Source organism: Collimonas rhizosphaerae (assembly GCF_038896935.1).
GTDB lineage: Bacteria > Pseudomonadota > Gammaproteobacteria > Burkholderiales > Burkholderiaceae_D > Collimonas > Collimonas rhizosphaerae.
In genome coordinates, this window is the sequence record NZ_JBANDC010000026.1 from 1 (window position 1) to 20,541 (window position 20,541).

At 58.5% G+C, this 20,541-nt stretch carries 14 protein-coding genes and 1 pseudogene; 10 read left to right on the top strand and 5 right to left on the bottom strand.

Annotated elements, in window-relative coordinates; genetic code table 11:
• From V8G57_RS24260 to V8G57_RS24275, 4 genes and pseudogenes are all read right to left on the bottom strand, one after another.
• Positions 1 to 216, bottom strand: a pseudogene (locus tag V8G57_RS24260) (MotA/TolQ/ExbB proton channel family protein); the annotation flags it as partial.
• A 68-nt stretch (positions 217 to 284) separates the two neighbouring features.
• Positions 285 to 938: an energy transducer TonB gene (locus V8G57_RS24265; protein WP_092400533.1), complete on the bottom strand. Its 654-nt coding sequence runs from the start codon at positions 936 to 938 to the stop codon at positions 285 to 287.
• Between the two features lie 351 nt (positions 939 to 1,289).
• Positions 1,290 to 3,971: a TonB-dependent receptor gene (locus V8G57_RS24270; RefSeq protein WP_342831553.1), complete on the bottom strand. Its 2,682-nt coding sequence runs from the start codon at positions 3,969 to 3,971 to the stop codon at positions 1,290 to 1,292.
• A gap of 54 nt (positions 3,972 to 4,025) precedes the next feature.
• A complete protein-coding gene (locus V8G57_RS24275) occupies positions 4,026 to 4,256 on the bottom strand; it encodes a hypothetical protein (RefSeq protein WP_342831554.1) in 231 nt (76 codons plus the stop codon).
• A 299-nt stretch (positions 4,257 to 4,555) separates the two neighbouring features.
• Here V8G57_RS24275 and V8G57_RS24280 point away from each other — a divergent pair, with 299 nt between their 5' ends.
• From V8G57_RS24280 to V8G57_RS24325, 10 genes are all read left to right on the top strand, one after another.
• Positions 4,556 to 6,235, top strand: coding sequence for an ABC transporter substrate-binding protein (locus V8G57_RS24280; protein WP_425458327.1), 1,680 nt, complete (start codon positions 4,556 to 4,558; stop codon positions 6,233 to 6,235).
• 336 nt (positions 6,236 to 6,571) lie between these two features.
• Positions 6,572 to 8,368 carry an ABC transporter substrate-binding protein gene (locus V8G57_RS24285; protein WP_342831556.1) on the top strand — a complete coding sequence of 599 codons (1,797 nt, stop codon included), beginning with the start codon at positions 6,572 to 6,574 and terminating at the stop codon, positions 8,366 to 8,368.
• Positions 8,369 to 8,468: 100 nt separating this feature from the next.
• Positions 8,469 to 10,268, top strand: a complete 1,800-nt coding sequence (locus V8G57_RS24290) for an ABC transporter substrate-binding protein (protein ID WP_342831557.1) — start codon at positions 8,469 to 8,471, stop codon at positions 10,266 to 10,268.
• Between the two features lie 77 nt (positions 10,269 to 10,345).
• Positions 10,346 to 12,373 carry a M3 family metallopeptidase gene (locus V8G57_RS24295; RefSeq protein ID WP_342831558.1) on the top strand — a complete coding sequence of 676 codons (2,028 nt, stop codon included), beginning with the start codon at positions 10,346 to 10,348 and terminating at the stop codon, positions 12,371 to 12,373.
• An 11-nt stretch (positions 12,374 to 12,384) separates the two neighbouring features.
• Complete coding sequence (locus tag V8G57_RS24300; RefSeq protein WP_092400522.1) at positions 12,385 to 13,323, top strand: ABC transporter permease; 939 nt, start codon at positions 12,385 to 12,387, stop codon at positions 13,321 to 13,323.
• Between the two features lie 9 nt (positions 13,324 to 13,332).
• A complete protein-coding gene (locus V8G57_RS24305) occupies positions 13,333 to 14,523 on the top strand; it encodes an ABC transporter permease (RefSeq protein WP_254785197.1) in 1,191 nt (396 codons plus the stop codon).
• Positions 14,524 to 14,531: 8 nt separating this feature from the next.
• The gene (locus tag V8G57_RS24310; protein WP_342831559.1) at positions 14,532 to 16,259 is read left to right on the top strand and encodes an ABC transporter ATP-binding protein; all 1,728 of its coding nucleotides are present in this window, start codon (positions 14,532 to 14,534) and stop codon (positions 16,257 to 16,259) included.
• A gap of 151 nt (positions 16,260 to 16,410) precedes the next feature.
• Complete coding sequence (locus V8G57_RS24315; RefSeq protein WP_342831560.1) at positions 16,411 to 17,043, top strand: trimeric intracellular cation channel family protein; 633 nt, start codon at positions 16,411 to 16,413, stop codon at positions 17,041 to 17,043.
• Between the two features lie 222 nt (positions 17,044 to 17,265).
• Positions 17,266 to 18,501 (top strand): MFS transporter, encoded by a 1,236-nt coding sequence (locus V8G57_RS24320; RefSeq protein ID WP_342831590.1) that lies wholly within the window; start codon positions 17,266 to 17,268, stop codon positions 18,499 to 18,501.
• A gap of 38 nt (positions 18,502 to 18,539) precedes the next feature.
• Positions 18,540 to 19,490, top strand: coding sequence for an AraC family transcriptional regulator (locus V8G57_RS24325; RefSeq protein WP_342831561.1), 951 nt, complete (start codon positions 18,540 to 18,542; stop codon positions 19,488 to 19,490).
• Positions 19,491 to 19,561: 71 nt separating this feature from the next.
• On the opposite strand, the gene V8G57_RS24330 is transcribed toward V8G57_RS24325, so the two are convergent.
• Positions 19,562 to 20,479, bottom strand: coding sequence for a LysR substrate-binding domain-containing protein (locus V8G57_RS24330; RefSeq protein WP_092400541.1), 918 nt, complete (start codon positions 20,477 to 20,479; stop codon positions 19,562 to 19,564).
• Between the last annotated feature and the right edge of the window lie 62 nt (positions 20,480 to 20,541).

A 20,541-nucleotide genomic window follows, 5' to 3' on the forward strand; every position in this document is an offset into this window, starting at 1 on the left:
TGCCGGCTGTGGCGGCGGGGTTGGGCTATCTGCCAGCGATGCCGCTGCAGCAGTGTCGGCCGCTTTCGGCGCATCTGAGGCTGCTGGTGCCGACGCTGCTGGAGCCGATGCGGCGGCTGGTGTTTGGGCGATTGCTGCCAGTGGCGCCGAGATCGTCGCGGCGGAGATCATCAGGGCGGTGGCAAGGGCGGATAAGCGGTTACGAGTGATAGACATACTAATACTCCAAATTTTATAAATTAGATTGCTAGGATAACGGACAAGGTAGTGGTTCTACACTTTGATTATTCCAGCTTCCAGACATACTGCATTGTTGTCGTAGACTGCACAGGTTTGCCGTCAGCCATGGCAGGGGTGAAATGGCACAGGCTCCACGCTTTTACCGTGGCTCTGTCCAGATCCTTGAAACCGCTGCCCTTTTGCACAGTGGAATCGACCACGTTGCCGTCGGCTCCGATCGTCAGCTTGACAGTGACAGTACCCTCTTCTTCATTACGCAGCGAAGTTCTTGGATACTCCGGCTTGTCGCAGTTTCCAGCAATTTTTGCACTGGTATGCGAAGGCCCTGCCTCACCGGTGGTCGATGGCTGCGCTACCGAAGTAGGCAAGTCATTGGTCGGCGGCTTGACGTTTGTTACAGCTGCAATCACGTTATCTTGTGGCGGCGGCGTTACTTTTACCTCTGGTGGAGGTACGAAAGGCGGCGGTGGCGCAACCGATTTTGGCGGCGGCGGTACTACCTGTTTCGGTGGTGGCGGCGGCGGTGGCGGCTTGATCTCCTCGATGATCTTGGTTTCGACCGGTTGTTGAATGACTTCGACAACCTTACGGGCTAGCCCTGTAATCAACGCATAAACTAGAGCCACATGCAGAAGAACCACCACGCTGATGCCAACTATATTCTTGGAAGGGTTTCTCCCATCCTGCGTGAAATCCATGCCTCTTTCCTCCGATACTACATTATTCAATTGCCAAAACTACATGCAATCAGATGAGTGAACTACTAGCCTGTTTACCTAACGCAAAAAATGTACCAATCAATCAGCGCCTGCTTTGCAAAATGATTTAGCACCTGGATGAACAATCAGACTTCCTTTCATTGCTAATCAAACAAAAGGATGACTGGTCATTCTCCCCTAATTAGTGCGCGTCTGTAAATACTACATCAATGACTTATAAAACAGCAGAAAGATCTTGCAGCTTACTCCATTCGAAAAAGCCAAAACCACCTGGAAAACTTCCCAGGTGGTTTGCTTGCGAAAAGAACTTAAGCCAATCGATTCCTGTGATTAAAAGAACTGATAGTTGGCGCGGACGAAGAACGCACGGCCGACGATGTCGCCATAACGTGGATCGTAGCCGATCTGGAAGTTATCAACCTGATTACTGGCAGGCGGTTTCTTATCAAGGATATTCTTGATACCACCTGTCAGCGTCAGATTCTTGATACCAGTGTATGTCAACGAAGTGTTGTAACGGGTATATGAACCAACGTTATGCGTATCGTACGGAGCCGACACAGCGTTGTTTGCATCTACGTAACCGGTACTGAAGGTTTGCTGGAACATTGCGCCCCATGGACCATTCTTCCAGTTAAGCGTCGCATTATGGCGCCACCGGAAAACCACTCCTGGCGTGGAGCCGACACCGCCAGCATAAACAGCCAGATTGTTCAGGTAAGGCCCACCCTTTTCGCTCTGGTAGTCATACTGCGTAACGTAAGTGCCGTCGATGGAAAATGCAAAATCGCCAACGCGGGTCTTAGGCAAACGCCATCCGAGGCCCAAATCGAAACCTTGGGTGTGAACGTTACCCAGATTCTGGTTGGTCTGGACAATGTAGTCCAGCGAGCCATCAGGCTTACGGATGTACAGGTTTGCATACTTGTTAGGATCAGCAAAAATATCAGCTTCGGAAATCACGCCGATCTGGTTTTTGATCTTGATATTCCAGTAATCGATCGAAACAGTCACATCCTTGATCGGTTCAAAAACCGTACCCAGAGTGAACGAAGTCGATTTTTCTGGCTGCAAAGACTTGTTACCGCCGGTTTGCGTGAAGAATTGCGTATTGCAATCGCGCACTTCAACGCCGCCTGCAGCTACGTTACCGCCTGGGCACAGCTTCGGATCGTTATACGAACCGGAAGTGAAAGTGGTCGAGGCAGGCTGGTTCAGTTCGTACAAGCTTGGCGCCCGGAAGCCCGTGCTGTATGAACTGCGGAACATCAGGTTCTGGGCAGGCTGCCAGCGCAAGCCGATCTTTGGATTGATGGTGCTGCCGACGTCGCTGTAATCATCGTAACGCACGGCTAACTGCGCTTCCAGATTCTTGACGATCGGAATGCTCAACTCAGAAAATACGGCGCCAACATTACGCTTGCCGGACTGAGATTGGGAAGTCGAAGAGCCAGTACTTTCGGACAGGTCGGCAACCGAGTGGATGATGTCGTATTCTGCTGTTTCATGCCGGTATTCGCCGCCGATAGCAAAACCGAGGGGACCAGCCGGCAATTGCGCGATTTCACGGCTTGCCGTGAAATCCAACGACGAGATGGTGGTTTTAGCATCCAGGTATTTACCTGTGTTTTTAATCGCGTCGTACACACCTGGATCAGAGGCGCCAAATGGATTCAGAGTGCCGTTCAACAGCGCGGCTCTTACGGCATCGTTATTCAGATAGCCGCTAACCAGTGTTTCCTGCGCCTTGCTGACTGCATAGCTCAGGCCGGTCTTGTAATCCCATCCCCACATCGTGCCGTCAAGGCTCAACAGCAATCGGTCTGCCGTGTTTTTAGCTTCGCTTACGCGGCCGCCAAATCCCGCAGAACGGAAGTTGACCGACAATGGGTCACCGCTCAGACCAGCGACAGCAGGCGTAGTACCGTTGCCTGGGTAATACTTGCTGGAGCTAGGCAGCAGATAGTCGCTACCGTTACCAGAAAACACGTCGCCCGCGACAGTTTGCTTTACCTTGCTCTCGGAATGCAGGTATTCGATCGACGCATTGTTATCGGCATTCAGCTTGAACGTACCCTTGCCGATCACGGCAAGTTCAGAGGTTTCTGGGACTACATCGATAGTTGAGGAATAATCGTAGCGGCAAGAAGTGCCCTTGGCGTTTGGCGCCAGGTGCGCTGCGTTACAGCCGGTTGCCAGCAAAGGATTGCCAGAGACGCCGTTGCCGGTGTCGACAAAGTTAGCCGGAAAGGTATTACCGCTGGTTTGGCTCAAGCCAAGGCTTGGGACATTACCGGTAATTCCGCGCTGTCCGGCAGTGATCCTGCTTTGTTTATGGTAATCGACTACGCCAAAGAAGTTGTAGCCGTCTTTATCCAGGTCGCCGATACCGCCGGACACATTGATGCGTCCTTCCTGACCGCCGCTTTTCGAAGGGACGATGCCTTCGCCGGAAACGTTCAGGCCGGTATACGATCTTTTGGTGATGAAGTTGATCACCCCGCCGATCGCATCGGTTCCGTAAATTGCAGAAGCACCGTCGCGCAGGACTTCAACGCGGTCTAAGGCAGCAATAGGAATGATGTTCAAATCAACGGTGGAACCGTCAAATGCGCTATTGGCAAGACGACGGCCATTAAGCAGAACCAGCGTTTTGTTCGAGCCCAGACTACGCAAGTCGGCTGATGCACCAACGGTGCCGCCCTTGCCTACGTTAGTCGAAGTGGTAAATTGTGATTGATTTGCAGCGATACTACCCAACGCTTCTGAGGCAGTGGTAATACCGGCTTTGGCAAAATCGTCAGCCTTGATAATCGTGATAGGCGAAACACCTTCGTTCGCAACCCGTTTAATCGATGAGCCAGTAATTTCGACTCGTTGCATTTGTTGTGGAGCATCGTCCGTCTTCGTCTCCTGCGCCTGCACTGAGTGGGCCAACAGACCTAGCCCCACAGCAACGCCGCCTGAAAACATCAGTCGCAGCGAACGTGGCAATCCCCGTTCCTTCATCATAACCAAACTCCCTATGGGTAAAAGTTAGAGTTGAAATTTAAGTTTTGTAATAAATCAAACACGATTTGTTAATCGCCTTCTGAGCGATGCGTCAAAAATCTTTTCACAACAACGACCAAAAAGCAGATTTTCTTTCGCGTGTAAAACAGTACTGGCAGTTACTTTTCTGGGCCCAATTTGTGATTGTTTGCCAGAAATATTTCCACCGACACCTACAAGCAAAAAACATGCCACATGATGTAATGCAGCTAAAATAGTGTATCCTAAAAAAAATAAAAGCTGCATTTAATTTGGTAACGCCTGCGATACTGTTGCTTATATACGCCAAATAACAAATACGCATAGCTGTATAAGAAAAAATGTATAGGCCGGTTTAACGGCGTAACTACGCCATTTCTGACATAAAAATTCGAAACAGCGGGAAACAATCCGCTGCTAAAAAGACAAAAAATCAAACTGAACCCATGTGGAACTTTAAACAATTCAATCGATCGTGCATTGCACCAATATTGCTCGTTTTTGGCGTTGCAGGCGCCGCGACTTCAGTGCAAGCGGGCAATAATCCAGCGGACCCGTCCAAAGTGGTGCGTGTGGCTCTAGAGGCGCCCGATGACGGCTTCGATCTGGTCCGCACCTACAATGCCTATTCAAACTGGGTAGCCGAAGCAATTTTTGAACGCTTGCTGACTTATGACTATCTGGCACGCCCCGCCAAGCTGGTACCGCAAGCCGCGGAAGCCATGCCCGAGGTGAGCGATGGCGGAAAAAGCTACGTGTTCCATATCAGGAAGGGCATTTATTTCGCCCCCGACCCTGCCTTCAAGGGAGTGCGCCGCGAGCTGACCGCCCAGGACTATGCTTATTCATTCAAGCGATTTCTCGATCCCAAAAACCGTTCGCCATCGGCCAACGTACTGGAAGGCAAAATCGCCGGCATGGACGAAGCGGTGGCAAAAGCGAAGAAATCCGGTCGTTTCGACTACGATGCGCCGGTAGCCGGCCTCCAGACGCCTGATCGCTACACCCTGAAGATCACGCTCACCGCCCCCGATTACAACTTCCTTTACATCATGGGATTCAACGCCTTGGGCGCCCAGGCACGCGAAGTGATCGACGCTTATGGCGAACAGAGCGGCGCCCATCCGGTCGGCACCGGCGCCTATATGCTGGAGCAATACGTACCGCGCAGCAAGATCGTACTGGTCGCCAATCCTGAATACCGCGGCTATACCTGGGATTTCAAATCGACCGGCAGCGCCTGGGACGAGCAGCTGGTGCACGACATGAAGGGCAAGAAAATGCCGCAGGTCGGCCGAGTCGAGGTCAGCATCATCGAGGAAGAGCAGTCGCGCTGGCTGGCATTCCAGGGCAAGCAGATAGACTTCGACTTCCTGCCCCAAGCCGCAGCGCCGACGGTACTCGACGGCACGGAACTGAAGCCGTCGTTCAAGGCTGAAGGCATTCGCATGAATACCGTGATCGAACCTGGGCTAGCCTACGTCATCATGAATTTCAGAGACCCCTTGCTCGGCGGCGACAGCCTGGAAAAGAATGCCTTGCGGCGCGCTATCGCCATGTCTTACAACGTCCAGGATGAAATTTCCCAGGTGCGCATGGGGCTTGCAGTAAAGGCGGAAATGGTGATTCCGGAAGGCGTGGTGGGCCACGACCCCAACTATCGCAGCAGCATCGCCTACGATCCGGCGCTGGCAAACAAATTGCTTGACCACTTCGGCTACAAGCGCGGGGCCGACGGTTATCGTACCCTGCCCGACGGCGGCCCGCTGGTTATCAAGATGGCGACCGAGGCCAGTGCGAAAAACGTGGTTTTCTCGGAAATCTGGAAGCGCGGGCTGGACAAGATCGGCATTCGGGTCGATTTCAAGGTCAGCAATTACGCCGACAACCTGAGAGCGGCGACCGAGTGCAAGCTGATGATGTGGAACGGCTCCTGGTCCGCGGATTACCCGGAAGGCGACAATTTCATGCAATTGCTGTACGGCCCCAATGCGGGGCAAGGCAACAACGGCTGCTATAGCTCGCCGGCCTTTGACGCGCTTTACGACAAAGCCAAGGTTTTGCCGCCCGGCCCGGAACGCAACCAGCTCTATATAGCCATGAGCCGCCAGATGGAAGCTGACACCGCCTGGGTGATTACCGTGTCGCGCTCGCGCAACTGGCTGATCAGGCCCTGGATCAAGGGCTTCAAGCGCCACCCCATCCTGCAGGCTGACTGGCAGTACCTGGATATGGAAAAACACTAGAGAAGCTGTAATTTTTGCAATAACATCGATTTGATTATCTATCTTTTTACGCCGGATTCTGTACTATGCCGCCTTGACCTCGAACGCGCGCAGACCGTCAGGCATAAAAATCAACGACAACGAAGGAGACCAGTGAAATGAATGAATTCCCCCCAAGCGCCACAGGCGACGCACTCCGGCTTTAATGGATTTTTAGTGGGAAACAGAAACTATTGATCGCCTATCCGCTTACCGGCGGAGAATGCGATGTCATCGGAGATGACACTGTTTTGTGATCAGGATAAGCAATCTTGACCGCAGATAGAAAATAACCACTTGCTCAAAAGGCATAAAAAAATGATCCGTAAAACGTCGAATTTCGTCAAGTTCAAGCATCTATTCCTGGCGCCCGTGCTGGCGCTGGCTACCTTCGCCGGCAGTGCCGAAGCCAATCCGGCGGATCCCGCGAAAGTGATACGCACCGCATTCGAAGCCGCAGACGATGGCTTCGACATGGCCCGCACCCAGAATTTCTATTCGGGCTGGGTCAGCGAAGTCATCTTTGAACCCCTGGTTACCTACGATTACCTGGCCCGCCCGGCCAAGCTGGTGACCAAGACGGTGGAAGCGATGCCGGAAATCAGCGAGGATGGCAAGACCTACACCTTCCACATCAAGAAGGGCATTTATTTCGCTCCCGACCCGGCTTTCAAAGGAGTACGGCGGGAATTGACCGCCGAAGACTACATTTACACTTTCAAGCGCGTCCTTGACCCGAAAAACCGCTCGCCGTCCGCCAATTTCCTGGCCGGCAAGATCGCCGGCCTTGACGAGCTGGCAGCGCAAGCCCAGAAAACCGGCCACTTCAACTACGAAACGCCGATAACCGGCTTGCAGGCGCCTGACCGCTACACCCTCAAAGTCGTCCTGAATGCCAAGGACTACAACTTCCTGAACGTGGTCGCTTACAGCGCTTTCGGCGCCATGGCGCGCGAGGCCGTCGATGCCTATGGGCAGCAAACCGGCCAGCATCCCGTGGGAACCGGCCCTTATATGCTGGAACAGTATGTCCCGCGCAGTAAAATCGTCCTGGTCGCCAACCCTGAATACCGCGGGTACACCTGGGACTTCAAGCCTTCCACCGACGCCGTCGACAAACAGGTAATCAAGGATATGCAAGGCAAGAAAATGCCGCAGATCGGACGTGTCGAGATCAGCATCATTGAAGAAAACCAGTCGCGCTGGCTGGCGTTCCAGGGCAAGCAGATCGATTTCGACAAGATGCCCGATACAGCGGCGTTAAGTGCGCTGGACGGAGAGAAACTCAAACCCGAATATGTCGATCAGGGCATACAGCTGCAGCGCGTAGTTGATACCGGCATCACTTATACCGTGTTGAACATGAAAGACCCCACCATAGGTGGCTACAGCAACGACAAGATCGCACTGCGACGTGCGATTGCAATGGCATATAACAATCAGGAAGAAGCTACTTTATTGCGTCACGGCCAAGCCCTTAAACTGGAAATGATCGTTGCGCCGGGAGTCGGTGGTTACGACCCGGCATATCGCAGCAGCATAGATTACAATCCTGCGCTCGCTAACAAGCTGCTCGACCACTTCGGTTACAAGCGCGGCGCCGATGGCTTCCGCACCATGCCGGATGGCCAGCCTTTGCTGCTGAAATACACCAGCAACCAAGGCAGCATTTCTCAAGAACAGTCTGAACTCTGGAAACGCGGACTGGACCTGGTCGGCATCAAGACCAAATTCATCGTCAGCAATTTCGCCGACAACCTGAAGGCAGCCACCTCCTGCGAACTGATGATGTGGGGCGCCGCCTGGATGGCCGACTATCCGGAAGCCGAGAATTTCCTGCAGTTGCTGTACGGGCCGAACTCCGGCCACGGCAACCACGGCTGCTACCAGTCCCCCGTTTTCGATTCGCTTTACGCCAAAGCGATGGCGCTGCCGCTCGGCCCCGAGCGCAACCAGATATACCAGCAGATGAACCGGCAGGTCGAGGCTGACACAGCCTGGGTCCTGAACACGACCAGGATCCGCAGCTGGCTGGTACGGCCATGGGTCAAGGGTTTCAAGAAGCACCCTATCCTGCACGCCGAGTGGCCATACATCGATGTCGAAAAACACTAATTCATCACCTATTCAGTAACAGACAATCCAGCTGCGGCAAACATTGCCCGCCGCAGCTCCAATTTATTTAGCTAGAGATATTTAGAAGGAGACACATGGTATGAACTCGCTTTGGTTACGCGGGATATTGGTTGCGTGTTTGGCGTGCGCCCTGCCGATGAAGGCATCGGTGGCCGCGCCAACTTCACCGGCTGATCCCGACAAGGTATTGCGCTTCGTCTTCGTGGCGCCGGAAACCGGCTTCGACCCGGCCGTGACGCGCGACCTGTATTCGCAACTGGTGAACCAGTCGGTATTTGAAACGCTGTTCGCCTACGAATACCTGGCTCGCCCAGCCAAGCTGATGCCATCGGCAGCGGCAGCCCTGCCGGAAGTCAGCGCCGACGGCATGACTTATACGATCCGCCTGAAAAAAGGGATCTACTTTGCCGATGATCCGGTGTTCAACGGCAAGAAGCGCGAACTGACCATGGCCGATTTCGTCTATTCGTGGAAACGCCTGTTCGATCCGCAGCTGGCTTCGCCGCAAACCTGGCTGCTGGAAGGCAAAGTGGTCGGCCTCGACGAAGTCGCTGCAACAGCCAAGAAAACCGGCCATTTCGACTACGACGCCAATGTCCCCGGTTTCGAATTGCTGGATCGCTATACCCTGCGCATCCACTTGAAACAGCCCGATTTCAACCTTGGCATGATCCTGGCGCACCAGCCGACCAGCGCGGTGGCGCGTGAAGTGATCGAAAAATACCGCGACGCCCAAGGCACCGTGATGGGGCATCCGGTCGGCACCGGCCCTTACATCCTGAGCAAATGGATACGCGGCTCGCGCATGGTCTTGACCGCCAACCCGGACTTCCGCGGTTACACATGGGATTTCCAGCCTAGCGCCGATCCTGGCGATGCCGCTATCGTGGCCAAGATGAAAGGCAAGCGCATGCCGCAGATCGGCCGCGTTGAAATCAGCGTGATGGTGGAAGACCAGTCGCGCCTGCTGGCATTCGAGGGAGACGAAGTCGACATCACCGAATTGCAAGGCCCGCTGGCGCCGCAAGTCATGGCCGGCGGCAAGCTGAAACCGGAATTCGTCAAGCGCGGTGTTCAGCTGTCGCGTATCGTCGACCCTGAAATCAGCTACTTCTACTGGAACATGAAGGACCCCGTGCTGGGCGGCCTGAGCAAGGAAAAGATCGCGCTCCGACGCGCCATCGCCATGGCGCACAACGTGCGCGAAGAAATCAAGGTGGTCTGGAACGACGAAGCAATCCCGCTGGAATACCCGATCCCGCCAGGTGTGGTCGGCTACGACCCTGGGTACAAGAGCAGTATCCAGTACGAACCGGAAGTCGCCAATGCCCTGCTCGACAAGTTCGGCTACAAGATCGGCAGCGACGGCTACCGCACCCTGCCGGACGGCAAACCGCTGACGGTACGCTATTCCGCCCGCGCCGATTCGAACGGCCAGCAGCAATCGGAAATGTGGAAAAAAACCTATGACACCATCCACATCCGCATGGTCGGCGACCTGAAAACCTTTCCTGACTTGCTCAAGGCAGAAAAAGAGTGCCAGCTGCAAACCCGCACTGCGCCATGGATCGCAGACTATCCTGACGGCGACAATTTCATGCAGCTGTTCTATGGACCGAATATCGGCCAGAACAACAATGGCTGCACCAAGATCCCTGAATTCGATACGCTCTATGCCGCCTCGCAAAAGCTGCCGGACGGTCCCGAACGCGACCTGCTGTATCACAAGATGACGCGCATCCTGGAAGTCTATTCGCCATCGCGCATCGGTTATGCGCGTTACCGCAACATGATTGCGCAGCCAAGGGTGATCGGCTACAAGAAGCATCCGGTGATGCCTACCGAATGGATGTACTACGACATCGACAAAACCAAATAAGCCCGCGGACGGCAGGAAGCCGTCCACCCCTTTCCATATAACTTGAATTTTCACTCAGCCCTTATTTGAGGAAATGCATGAAACCATCATCATTTTTCTTGCCGGTCGCTACAACCTCAGTTGCAATACTGATCACGTTGATGCTGAACCAGGCAGCCGCCCAAGGCACGCAACGCCCGTTGATCCCGTTGCTGAAAGCGGACGACATCCCCACCCTGTGCGACAGCACGCTGACTACCCTGCGCAAGCGCGTGTCGACACTGGAAAAGCTGCCGCCGGCGCGCGCCAAGGACAGCAAGAAAGTACTCACCGAATGGAACGACCTGCAGATCGCCTTCGAAGACTTGCAAGGCCCGGTCGACATCCTCAACAATGTCTCGCCTGACGCCAAGGTCCGCAGCACCACCGAAGCCTGCCTGATCGACCTCAACAAGCTGTCGACCGAACTGTTCCAGAACGAAAAGCTGTACGCCCGCTTCAAGGCCATCCAGCCGGCCGATCCGGTGGAAAAAAAGCTGCGCCAGGATGTCCTCTACAGCTTCGACGATACCGGTGTCTCGCTGGCGCCGGAAAAACGGGCGCGCATGAAAGCCATCCTCGACAAGCTCAACGAGCTGAGCCAGGAATTCGCGCGCAACATCCGCGACAACAACCAGAAACTGACATTCACCCCGGCCGAAGTGCAAGGCATGCCGGAAGCCTACCTGGCGCGCGCCAAGCGCGACGACAAGGGCAACTACCTGCTCGGTTTCGATTACCCCGACTACAAGCCCTTCATGGAATCGGCCGACAACAGCGATGCGCGCCGCCGCTACCAGATCGCGTTCGCCAACCACGGCACGCCGAAGAACCTGCCGATCCTGAAAGAGGCGATGGACCTGCGCCATGAAATGGCGACCCTGTTCGGCCTGCCTAGCTATGCCGACCTGGTTACCCGCCGCCGCATGGTCAAGAATCCGCAGACCGTGGACAAATTCCTGACGGAAGTGCAAACCGCCGTCACCCAGCTGGAAATCAAGGAAATCGAAGAACTGCGCGTGTTCAAGTCCGAGACGCTGAAAACGCCGCTGGCAGAAACCAAGCTGGAACGCTGGGATTCCGAATACTGGCAACAGAAAATCAAGCAGTCGCGCTACAAGGTCGACCAGGAAGCCTTGCGCAAATATTTCCCTACCGATGCCGCCGTGCCTTGGATCCTGAACGTTTCCAGCACTCTGTACGGCGTCGAATTCAAACGCGTCGAGGTGCCGGTATGGCATCCTGACGTGCAGTACTACGACGTCATCGACAGCGCCAGCAAGAAGCGCATCGCCGGCATCTACCTCGACCTGTTCCCGCGCGAAGGCAAGTACGGCCATGCGGCAGCCTGGGCCACGCGCGGCGTCAGCACCCTGGCCCACCGCACGCCGGTTTCCACCCTGGTCACCAACTTCGACCGCAACGGCTTGAACAGCGACGAGCTGGAAACCCTGGTGCACGAATTCGGCCACGTCCTGCATGGCGTGCTGTCGAACACCAAGTATGTGACCCAGGCCGGCACCAACGTCGAGCTGGATTTTGTCGAAGCGCCATCGCAGATGTACGAAGAATGGGCGCGCCGCAAGGAATCGCTGACGCTGCTGGCCGGCTTCTGCAAGAGCCCCTGCCCGGCCATCGACGACGCCCTGCTGCAGCGCCTGACCGCAGCCCACAACTACGGCCGCGGCATACGCTATGCCCGCCAGCTGCTGTACGCCGGTTATGACATGGCCATCCACAACGACAAGGCCGACCAGGAACAGCCGCTCGCCGTCTGGCAAAAGATGGAAGGCGCGACGCCGCTCGGTTATGTGGCAGGCACCGAGTTCCCAGGCCAGTTCGGCCACCTGATGGGCGGCTATGCAGCCGGCTACTACGGCTACATGTGGTCGGAAGTGCTGGCGCTGGACATGCTGTCGCGCTATAACGATAAGCTGATGAACCCGGAAGTAGGCCACCTGTACCGCCAGGACATCCTGTCGCGCGGCGCCGAAAAGCCGGCTGGCGAAATGGTCAGCAGCTTCCTCGGCCGCGAGCCTAACAGCAAGGCATTCTTTGCCGAAATTTCAGGCCAGCGCCTGCACTGAGGAGAATATCCATGACCGCTTATATCCTGCGCCGACTCTGGCAAATGCTGCCGACCATGCTCGGCGTTATCGTCCTGGTGTTTTTCCTGTTCAACTGGGTCGGCGGCGACCCGGCCTACATCCTGGCCGGAAAGATGTCGAACCCGCAACAGATCGCCAACATCCGCACCCAGCTGGGGATTGACCAGCCGTATTACATCCAGCTGTGGATCTTCATCAAGCAGATCGTCACCTTCAACTTCGGCAACAGCTGGAGCACCGGCGAATCGGTCGCCAATGTCATCATGACCCGCCTCGGGCCGTCCATGACCGTGCTGATCCCGCTGACCATCCTGGAAACCCTGATTGCCGTCGCGCTGGCGCTGGCCGTAGCCTTCATCCGCGGCTCCAAGGTCGACCGCATGGTGATGGTGGCTTGCACCGTCGGTATGTCGATCAGCATCCTGGTCTACATCATCCTGTTCCAGTACTGGTTCGCCTACAAGCTGAGCCTGTTCCCGGTGCAGGGCTGGGGCAACAGCTTCTGGGAAAACCTGTTCCACTATTCGGCGCTGCCGATCCTGATCATGCTGGCGGTCAGCATCGCTCCCAGCTTGCGCCTGTACCGCACTTTCGTGCTGGACGAAGTCAACCAGGACTACGTCCGCACCGCGCGCGCCAAGGGCGTCAAGGAACGCCGCATCCTGTGGGTGCACGTCTTGCGCAATGCCGCGATTCCTATCATCACCAACGTCATGTCGAACCTGCCGGCGCTGCTGATCGGCGCTTTCCTGATCGAGCGCTTCTTCTCGATCCCAGGCATTGGCCGCGAGGTGATCCTGGCGGTTGAACGCAGCGATTTCCCGGTGATCAAGGCGATCACGATCTACGTCGCCGCCGCCACCATGATATTCAACCTGCTCACCGACTTGCTGTATCAAGCAGTCGATCCACGCGTTCAACTGAAGTAAGGAGCCGCCATGACTCAAAGTATAAATTCGGCCCCTGCCCAGGCGGCGCCTGAAGCAACCGCAGCAACCGTAGCCCTCAACAGCGCTCCCGGCGCCACCCATTCGCCAGGCCTGTGGGCCTTGGCCTGGCGGCGCTTGCGCGCCGACCACGTCGCCATGGCGGCGATGGCCGTGGTCGGCCTGTACCTGATCATGCTGGTGCTGTCAGCCAGCGGCCTGCTGGCCAAGGACTGGGCCAAGGAAATCGGCGTCAATTATGCGCCGCCTACTTTCATGGGCGCCCAGACCGACGCCGAGCGCGGCTTCAGCGACAACGACGCCGTCGTCGCAGCGCCGCCGCCGGAAAACCCGGTCGACCCGCTGCGCGACATCTTGCGCGACCTGCGCAAGAGCGGCACGGTGGCCATCGCGCCGCCGGTGATCGCCAACGATTACGGCATCGCCGATCCGCTGGCGGCGGAAATGGCTGAAATCCGTGCCGAGCTGGCCAAGAAAGGCGGCAGCGTAGTGCAGGCCCGCCTGCCTACCCTGCCGTTCGGCGCCGACAAATGGGGCCACGACATCATCAAGAAAACCATCAAGGGCGCGGAAACCTCGATCATCGTCGGCCTGGTTGCGGCGCTGCTGGCGGTTGCCCTCGGCACCATCTTCGGCGCAGTGTCCGGCTACTTCGGCGGCTGGATCGACGACGCCTTCAACTGGTTCTACAGCATCTTCACTTCCATCCCCTACCTGCTGCTGATCCTGGCGGTCGCCGCCGTGCTGCAGCAAAAGGGCGTGATGGCGATCGTGCTGATCCTCGGCCTGACCGGCTGGACCGGGACCTACCGCCTGATCCGCGCCGAATACATGAAGCACAAGTCGCGCGAATACGTGATGGCGGCGGACGCCATCGGCGCCAGCCACTGGAGCAAGATGTTCGGCCATATCTTCCCTAACGTCAGCCATGTGTCGCTGGTGCAGCTGTCGATCTCGGTGGTCGGCTTCATCAAGTCGGAAGTGATCCTGAGCTTCCTCGGCTTCGGCGTGCCGGTCGGCGTCGTATCCTGGGGCAGCATGCTGAACGAAGCGCAAAACGAATTAATCCTTGGTAAATGGTGGCAGCTGGCGGCTGCAAGTATCGCCATGGCGATCCTGGTGACGGCGTTCTCGCTGTTCACCGATGCGCTGCGCGACGCCCTTGATCCAAAGCTGAAATAGGAGACATCATGCAATCGACCAACCACAACCAACCCGCAGCCGATCACAGCGGCGCGCCTTTGCTGCGCGTGCGCGACTTGCGCGTCAGTTTCCGCACCGACAAAAAGACCATGGTGGAAACCGTCAAGGGCATTTCCTTTGACATTCCGCACAACACCACCGTCGCCCTGGTGGGCGAATCGGGCAGCGGCAAGTCGGTCAGCTCGCTGGCCGTGATGGGCCTGCTGCCGAAGGATAACTCCAGCATCGCCGCTACCAGCGTCATCGAGTTCGAAGGCCGCAACCTGCTGGCCATGACGCCCGATGAACGGCGCGACATGTGCGGCAAGGAAATCTCGATGATTTTCCAGGAACCGATGACCTCGCTCAACCCGGTGTTCACCGTCGGCTTCCAGATCGCCGAAGTGCTGCGGCTGCATATGGGCATGAACGCCAAGCAGGCGCGCGCGCGCGCCATCGCCTTGCTGGAAGAAGTCGGGATTCCTTCGCCGGCGACCAAGATCGACGCCTATCCGAGCCAGATGTCGGGTGGCCAGCAACAGCGCGTGATGATCGCCATGGCGATCGCCTGCGAACCCAAGCTGCTGATTGCCGACGAGCCGACCACCGCGCTCGACGTCACGATCCAGAAGCAGATCATCGACCTCATCGAGGCCCTGCGCAAACGCCACAAGATGTCGGTGCTGTTCATCACCCATGACCTGGCGCTGGTCGGTGAAATCGCCGATGAAGTGATCGTCATGCGCCACGGCGAAGTACGCGAAAAAGGCGACGTGCGGCAAATCTTTGAAGCGCCGCAAGACCCGTACACCAAAGCCTTGCTGATGTGCCGTCCTTCGCTCGACACCCGTCCATGGCGCTTGCCGGTGATCAACGACTACATGAACGGCAACAACGGCGCCGACCTCGACCTGCGCGAACGCAGCCGCGGCTGCAGCGGCCAGGAAGATACCTTGCTGGAAGTGCGCAACCTGGGCAAGAGTTTTTATTTCCGCGAAGGCCTGTTCGGCCGCAAGGAATTCAAGGCGGTGCAAGACGTCTCGTTCAAGCTGGCGCGCGGCAAGACGCTGGGCGTGGTGGGTGAATCCGGTTCCGGCAAGACCACCGTCGGCCTGACCCTGATGCGCCTGCACCAGGCGACATCAGGACAGGCGCTGTTCGAAGGCAAGGACATCATCGGCATGTCCAACAGCGAGTTCATGTCCTACAAGCGGCGCATCCAGATCATTTTCCAGAATCCCTACGCCTCGCTCAACCCGCGCTTCACCATCGGCCAGATCCTGCTGGAGCCGATGCGCATCCACCAGATCGGCAGCGACGACAACGAGCGCACCGAGATGGCCATGCAGCTGCTGCAAAAGGTTGGCCTGCCGCCTGTCGCCTACCATCGTTATCCGCACGAATTCTCGGGCGGCCAGCGGCAGCGGATTGCAATTGCGCGCTGCCTGACCATGCGTCCGGAAATCCTGGTGTGCGACGAATCGGTTTCGGCGCTGGACGTTTCGGTGCAGGCCCAGGTGTTGAACCTGCTGCAGGACTTGCAGGAAGAGTTCGGCATGAGCTATATCTTCATCTCGCATGACCTGTCGGTAGTCAAATACCTGGCCGACCAGGTGATGGTGATGCACCAGGGCAAAGTGGTGGAGCTGGCCAATTCGGATGAGCTGTACCACAATCCGACCCATCCTTACACTCGCCAGTTGCTGAGCGCGATCCCTCGCGGTCTGCAAAACTGACGGACGGGCAGCTGCGGCAAGCCGCAGCCTGCGCTTCAACCACGGGGTACAGCGTGAGCTGTGCCCCGTTCTCGTTTACGCCGCGGATTGACGTCCCGGATATTTCGATATAGCTTGCCTGCACCCATCACAAAAACAGGCGCCGCCGTCAATGAACAGGATAAAGCTGAAGACCGAAACCATCGTGCTGGCAGCCGACCTGGCCGGCACCCTGGTGTTTGCAATCGAAGGCGCCCTGAGCGCAATGCGCGGCGGTCTCGACTTGCTTGGGGTGATGGTGATTTCCTTCGTCGCGGCGCTTGGAGGCGGCGTCATACGCGACCTGCTGATAGGCGCCGCGCCGCCGAACGCCATCCGCGACTGGCGCTACCCGGTGCCGACCTTCCTGGCCGGCCTGCTGACCTTTGTGTTCCATTCGACGGTGCAGGGTTTCCCGGCGACGCTGGTCCTGGTGCTGGACGCCGCCGGCCTAGCCCTGTTCGCCGTGGCGGGCGTGGAAAAAGCCGTCCTGTTCGGCATCCGGCCATTCGTCGCCATGCTGATGGGCACGGTCACCGGAGTGGGCGGCGGCGTGGTGCGCGACATCTTGCTGGCGCGCGTGCCGGCTGTGCTGCAAACGGACATCTACGCCACCGCGGCTTTCTTCGGCGCTTTTTCGGTACTGGCCGCGCGCCGCCTTGGCATGGCACCAGGTCCCGCCGCCTTGCTTGGCGGAGCCGCCTGCTTCACCCTGCGCCTGGCCGCGGTCTCATACGGCTGGCATCTGCCGAAAGCCGTGCTGTGACAAATACAGTCGGCTGCCCTGCTTGCTGCCGACCTTGCGCACTACCCTATCCGCCGGCCCTGTCTCCTCTTTGATGCGGACATTATTTTTGGTTGCATTTTAAAACCAGAAACCTTAGACTCCAACTGGTTTTAAAATGAAACCAGATTTAAAAAGGACTCTATTGTGGCCAGTCATGAAAACTACCGGATTTCCAGCCCGCCGCGCAGCCTGGGATTGAGCATGGCGGAAAGCGCCGTTCCCGGCCAGGCGCCGGCATCCCTGAACCAAGGACTGGTGCTGCTGTTTGCAGTGGCCTGCGCCCTCAGCGTGGCCAACGTCTACTATGCGCAGCCGTTGCTGGATGCATTTGCGGCAGGCTTCGGCTTCAGCCAGGCCGCGGTCGGCATCGTCATCACCGCCACCCAGGCCGGCTGTGCGCTGGCGCTGCTGTTTGTGGTGCCGCTGGGAGACCTGATGGACCGGCGGCGCCTGACCTTGCTGCAAGCATTGCTGCTGTGCCTGATGCTGGCTGGGGTCAGCCTGGCGTCGTCGCCCGCGGTCCTGCTGGCCGGCATGCTGGGCCTTGGCCTGCTGGGCACAGCCATGACGCAAGGATTGATTGCCTATGCCGCCAGCTCGGCGGCGCCGGCCGAACGCGGCCGCGTGGTCGGCGTGGCGCAGGGCGGCGTGGTGATCGGCCTGCTGCTGGCGCGTACCCTGGCCGGATGGATCGCGGATTTGTCTGGCTGGCGCGCCGTCTACCACGTGTCGGCTGCCATGGTGCTGCTGATGCTGGCCGTCTTGTCGCGCGTGCTGCCAGTGCAAGCGCCGTCCGCCAGGCGCCTCTCTTACGTGCAGCTGCTTGGCTCGATGTTCAGCATGCTGGCGAACGACCGCGTGCTGCAGATCCGCGGCATGCTGGCGCTGCTGATGTTTGCCGCCTTCAGCATCTTCTGGAGCGCGCTGGTGCTGCCCCTGAGCGCGCCGCCCTACTCGTTCTCGCACACCGTCATCGGCGCGTTCGGACTGGTCGGCGTGCTCGGTGCGCTGGCGGCGGCCCGCGCCGGCCATTGGGCCGACCGCGGCCACGGCCAGCGCACCACCGGCCTGGCGCTGATGCTGTTGCTGCTGTCGTGGCTGGCGCTGTCGCAGATGAACTGGAGCCTGTGGGCGCTGGTGCTCGGCATCGTCCTGCTGGACCTGGGCGGACAAGCGATACACGTCACCAACCAGAGCATGATTTTCCAGTCCCAGCCTGAAGCGCACAGCCGGCTGGTCGCCTGCTACATGATTTTCTATGCGGTGGGCAGCGGCCTGGGCGCCATCGCCTCGACCAGCGCCTACGCCGCCGCCGGATGGAACGGCGTTTGTGTGCTTGGCGCTGCCGTCAGCCTGCTGGCCCTGCTGTTCTGGGCGCTGAGCGTGCGCCATATGCCGCGCCAGAAAGCAGTGGCGCATGGCCAAGGCTCGGACTAAGATTGCGGCTGGGACAAGCAACGGATACCGGACCAGCCATGACATCCCAGGAAAACCAGGCAGCCTACGCCAGGCGCATGCACAAGGTGATCGAGCATATCGACCGCCACATCGACCAGACGCTTGAATTGAGCACGCTGGCCGAAGTCGCCCATTTTTCCGCGTTTCATTTTCACCGCCTGTTCTCGGCCTGGATGGGCGAAACCCTGGGCGATTACCTGCGCCGGCGCCGGCTGGAAATGGCGGCGTTGCGGCTGATCGGCCAGCCCGGCGTGCCGGTGCTGGAAATCGCGCTCGCGGTAGGTTTTGGTTCCGCCGAAGCGTTTGCGCGCGCGTTCAGGGCCAGGTTCGGCTGCACCGCCAGCGAGTGGCGCCAGGGACAGGCGGACCGCTGGGCCGCGCAGCTTGCGGCTGGCCGCAACAGCAATCCTGGTCAGCCGCATCGCAAGCAGGATCAGGAAAACAAACGCAGTGCGGACCATCATGGAAACTCCCAAACAGACATGACGGAGATTCCCATGAAAGTCAAAATCGTCCAGCGCCAGGCCGCCAAAATCGCTTACATGCGCTACATCGGCCCCTATGGCCATCCGATCGCGGAATTCTGGGTGGAGACTGTCAGCCCATGGATGGAAACCAATAACCTGTTCGGCCGCCCGCGCTACGGCATCAGCCACGACGACCCGGGCATCGCCAGCTCTGACAAGTGCCGCTACGACGCCGGCGTCGAAGTGCCGGACGACTTTGTCGCCAGCGGCAAATCGTTCACCACCACCGTTCCAGGCGGCAGTTATGCGGTGACCCGCTACAGCGGCACCGGCCGCGACATCGGTGCAACCTGGACCCGCCTGCTGCGCGACTGGCTGCCGGCCAGCGGCATGCAGCTCGACACCCGCCCGTTCTTCGAGTACTACCCGGTCGACGCCGCCTGCGACGGCAAGACCGGCACATTCGAGTGCGATCTCTGCATCCCGGTGACGCCGCTTTAAACCGGCTGCAATATCCGGCGCCAGGCCAGTGCAGCGGCCAGCCGCAGGATGGCTGCGGCGCTCGCAACCGGTCAGGCCGCCGTGACCCTGCGGATGGTTTCGTGCACCGCCTGCAGCAGCAGTTCCTCCAGCCGGTTCACCGCCGGCCCCGCCATCGTTTGCGCCCGGTATAGGGACAAGCCGATCTGCGGCAGCGTAGGCAAGCCGGCCGCTTGCGGCTCGATGATGCGCAGGCTGGCCGGCAGGCCGACCGGCGTGCGCACGGTCAGGCCCAGTCCCGCCGCCGATGCCGCCCACAGCGCGGACAGGCTGGCGCTGGTGAAGGCGTGGCGCCAGGCGATGCCGGCGGCGTCCAGCGTATTCGAGGCGATATCGCGCAGCATGCAAGGCGCATCCAGCAATACCAGCGACAATGGCGAACCGGCGTCATGCTGGCCGCCCGCTTGTCCGTTCCAGGCCAGGCCATCCTGCGCGGGGCCGATCCAGCATAGAGGCAGGTCGGCGACCCGCTGCGCATTCAGCGCCGGCGCGCCGCCCTCCCACAGCAGCGCCAGGTCAATCCGGCCCAAGGTCACGCGCTCGCGCAATTCCGAGCTGCGCGCGACGCAGACTTCGACCCGCACCTTCGGATGGGCGCGCATGAAACGCCCCAGCACATCCGACAGCACCGCTTCGCCGAAATCTTCCTGCAGGCCCAGCTTTACCTCCCCTTCCAGCTCGACGCCGCGCACCGCGCTGGCGGTTTCGTCGTTGAGGTCGAGCAAACGGCGCGCATAACCCAGCAGGGTCTGGCCGGCTTCGGTCAGTGCCAGGCCGCGCCCGGCTTTGCGGAAAATCGGCGCGCCGGCCTGCTCCTCCAGCTTCTTCAGCTGGGCGCTCACGGCCGAGGTGGAGCGGCCCAGGCGATCGGCGGCCTTGGCGTAGCTGCCAAGGTCGATGCCGGTGGTAAAGGTGCGCAGCACGTCGAGGTCAAAACTGATTTGTCGCATGGCAACCATCCTGTTTTTCAAAACTGTTAATTCGAAACTATCTGATATTCAAAAGTATCGCG

What these genes read in the sequence shown, in the direction of transcription:
- V8G57_RS24265 (WP_092400533.1), bottom strand. Translation starts at nt 938, where the DNA reads ATGGATTTCACGCAGGATGGGAGAAACCCTTCCAAGAATATAGTTGGC.
- V8G57_RS24270 (WP_342831553.1), bottom strand. Translation starts at nt 3,971, where the DNA reads ATGATGAAGGAACGGGGATTGCCACGTTCGCTGCGACTGATGTTTTCA.
- V8G57_RS24275 (WP_342831554.1), bottom strand. Translation starts at nt 4,256, where the DNA reads ATGCAGCTTTTATTTTTTTTAGGATACACTATTTTAGCTGCATTACAT.
- V8G57_RS24285 (WP_342831556.1), top strand. Translation starts at nt 6,572, where the DNA reads ATGATCCGTAAAACGTCGAATTTCGTCAAGTTCAAGCATCTATTCCTG.
- V8G57_RS24290 (WP_342831557.1), top strand. Translation starts at nt 8,469, where the DNA reads ATGAACTCGCTTTGGTTACGCGGGATATTGGTTGCGTGTTTGGCGTGC.
- V8G57_RS24295 (WP_342831558.1), top strand. Translation starts at nt 10,346, where the DNA reads ATGAAACCATCATCATTTTTCTTGCCGGTCGCTACAACCTCAGTTGCA.
- V8G57_RS24300 (WP_092400522.1), top strand. Translation starts at nt 12,385, where the DNA reads ATGACCGCTTATATCCTGCGCCGACTCTGGCAAATGCTGCCGACCATG.
- V8G57_RS24305 (WP_254785197.1), top strand. Translation starts at nt 13,333, where the DNA reads ATGACTCAAAGTATAAATTCGGCCCCTGCCCAGGCGGCGCCTGAAGCA.
- V8G57_RS24310 (WP_342831559.1), top strand. Translation starts at nt 14,532, where the DNA reads ATGCAATCGACCAACCACAACCAACCCGCAGCCGATCACAGCGGCGCG.
- V8G57_RS24315 (WP_342831560.1), top strand. Translation starts at nt 16,411, where the DNA reads ATGAACAGGATAAAGCTGAAGACCGAAACCATCGTGCTGGCAGCCGAC.
- V8G57_RS24320 (WP_342831590.1), top strand. Translation starts at nt 17,266, where the DNA reads ATGGCGGAAAGCGCCGTTCCCGGCCAGGCGCCGGCATCCCTGAACCAA.
- V8G57_RS24325 (WP_342831561.1), top strand. Translation starts at nt 18,540, where the DNA reads ATGACATCCCAGGAAAACCAGGCAGCCTACGCCAGGCGCATGCACAAG.
- V8G57_RS24330 (WP_092400541.1), bottom strand. Translation starts at nt 20,479, where the DNA reads ATGCGACAAATCAGTTTTGACCTCGACGTGCTGCGCACCTTTACCACC.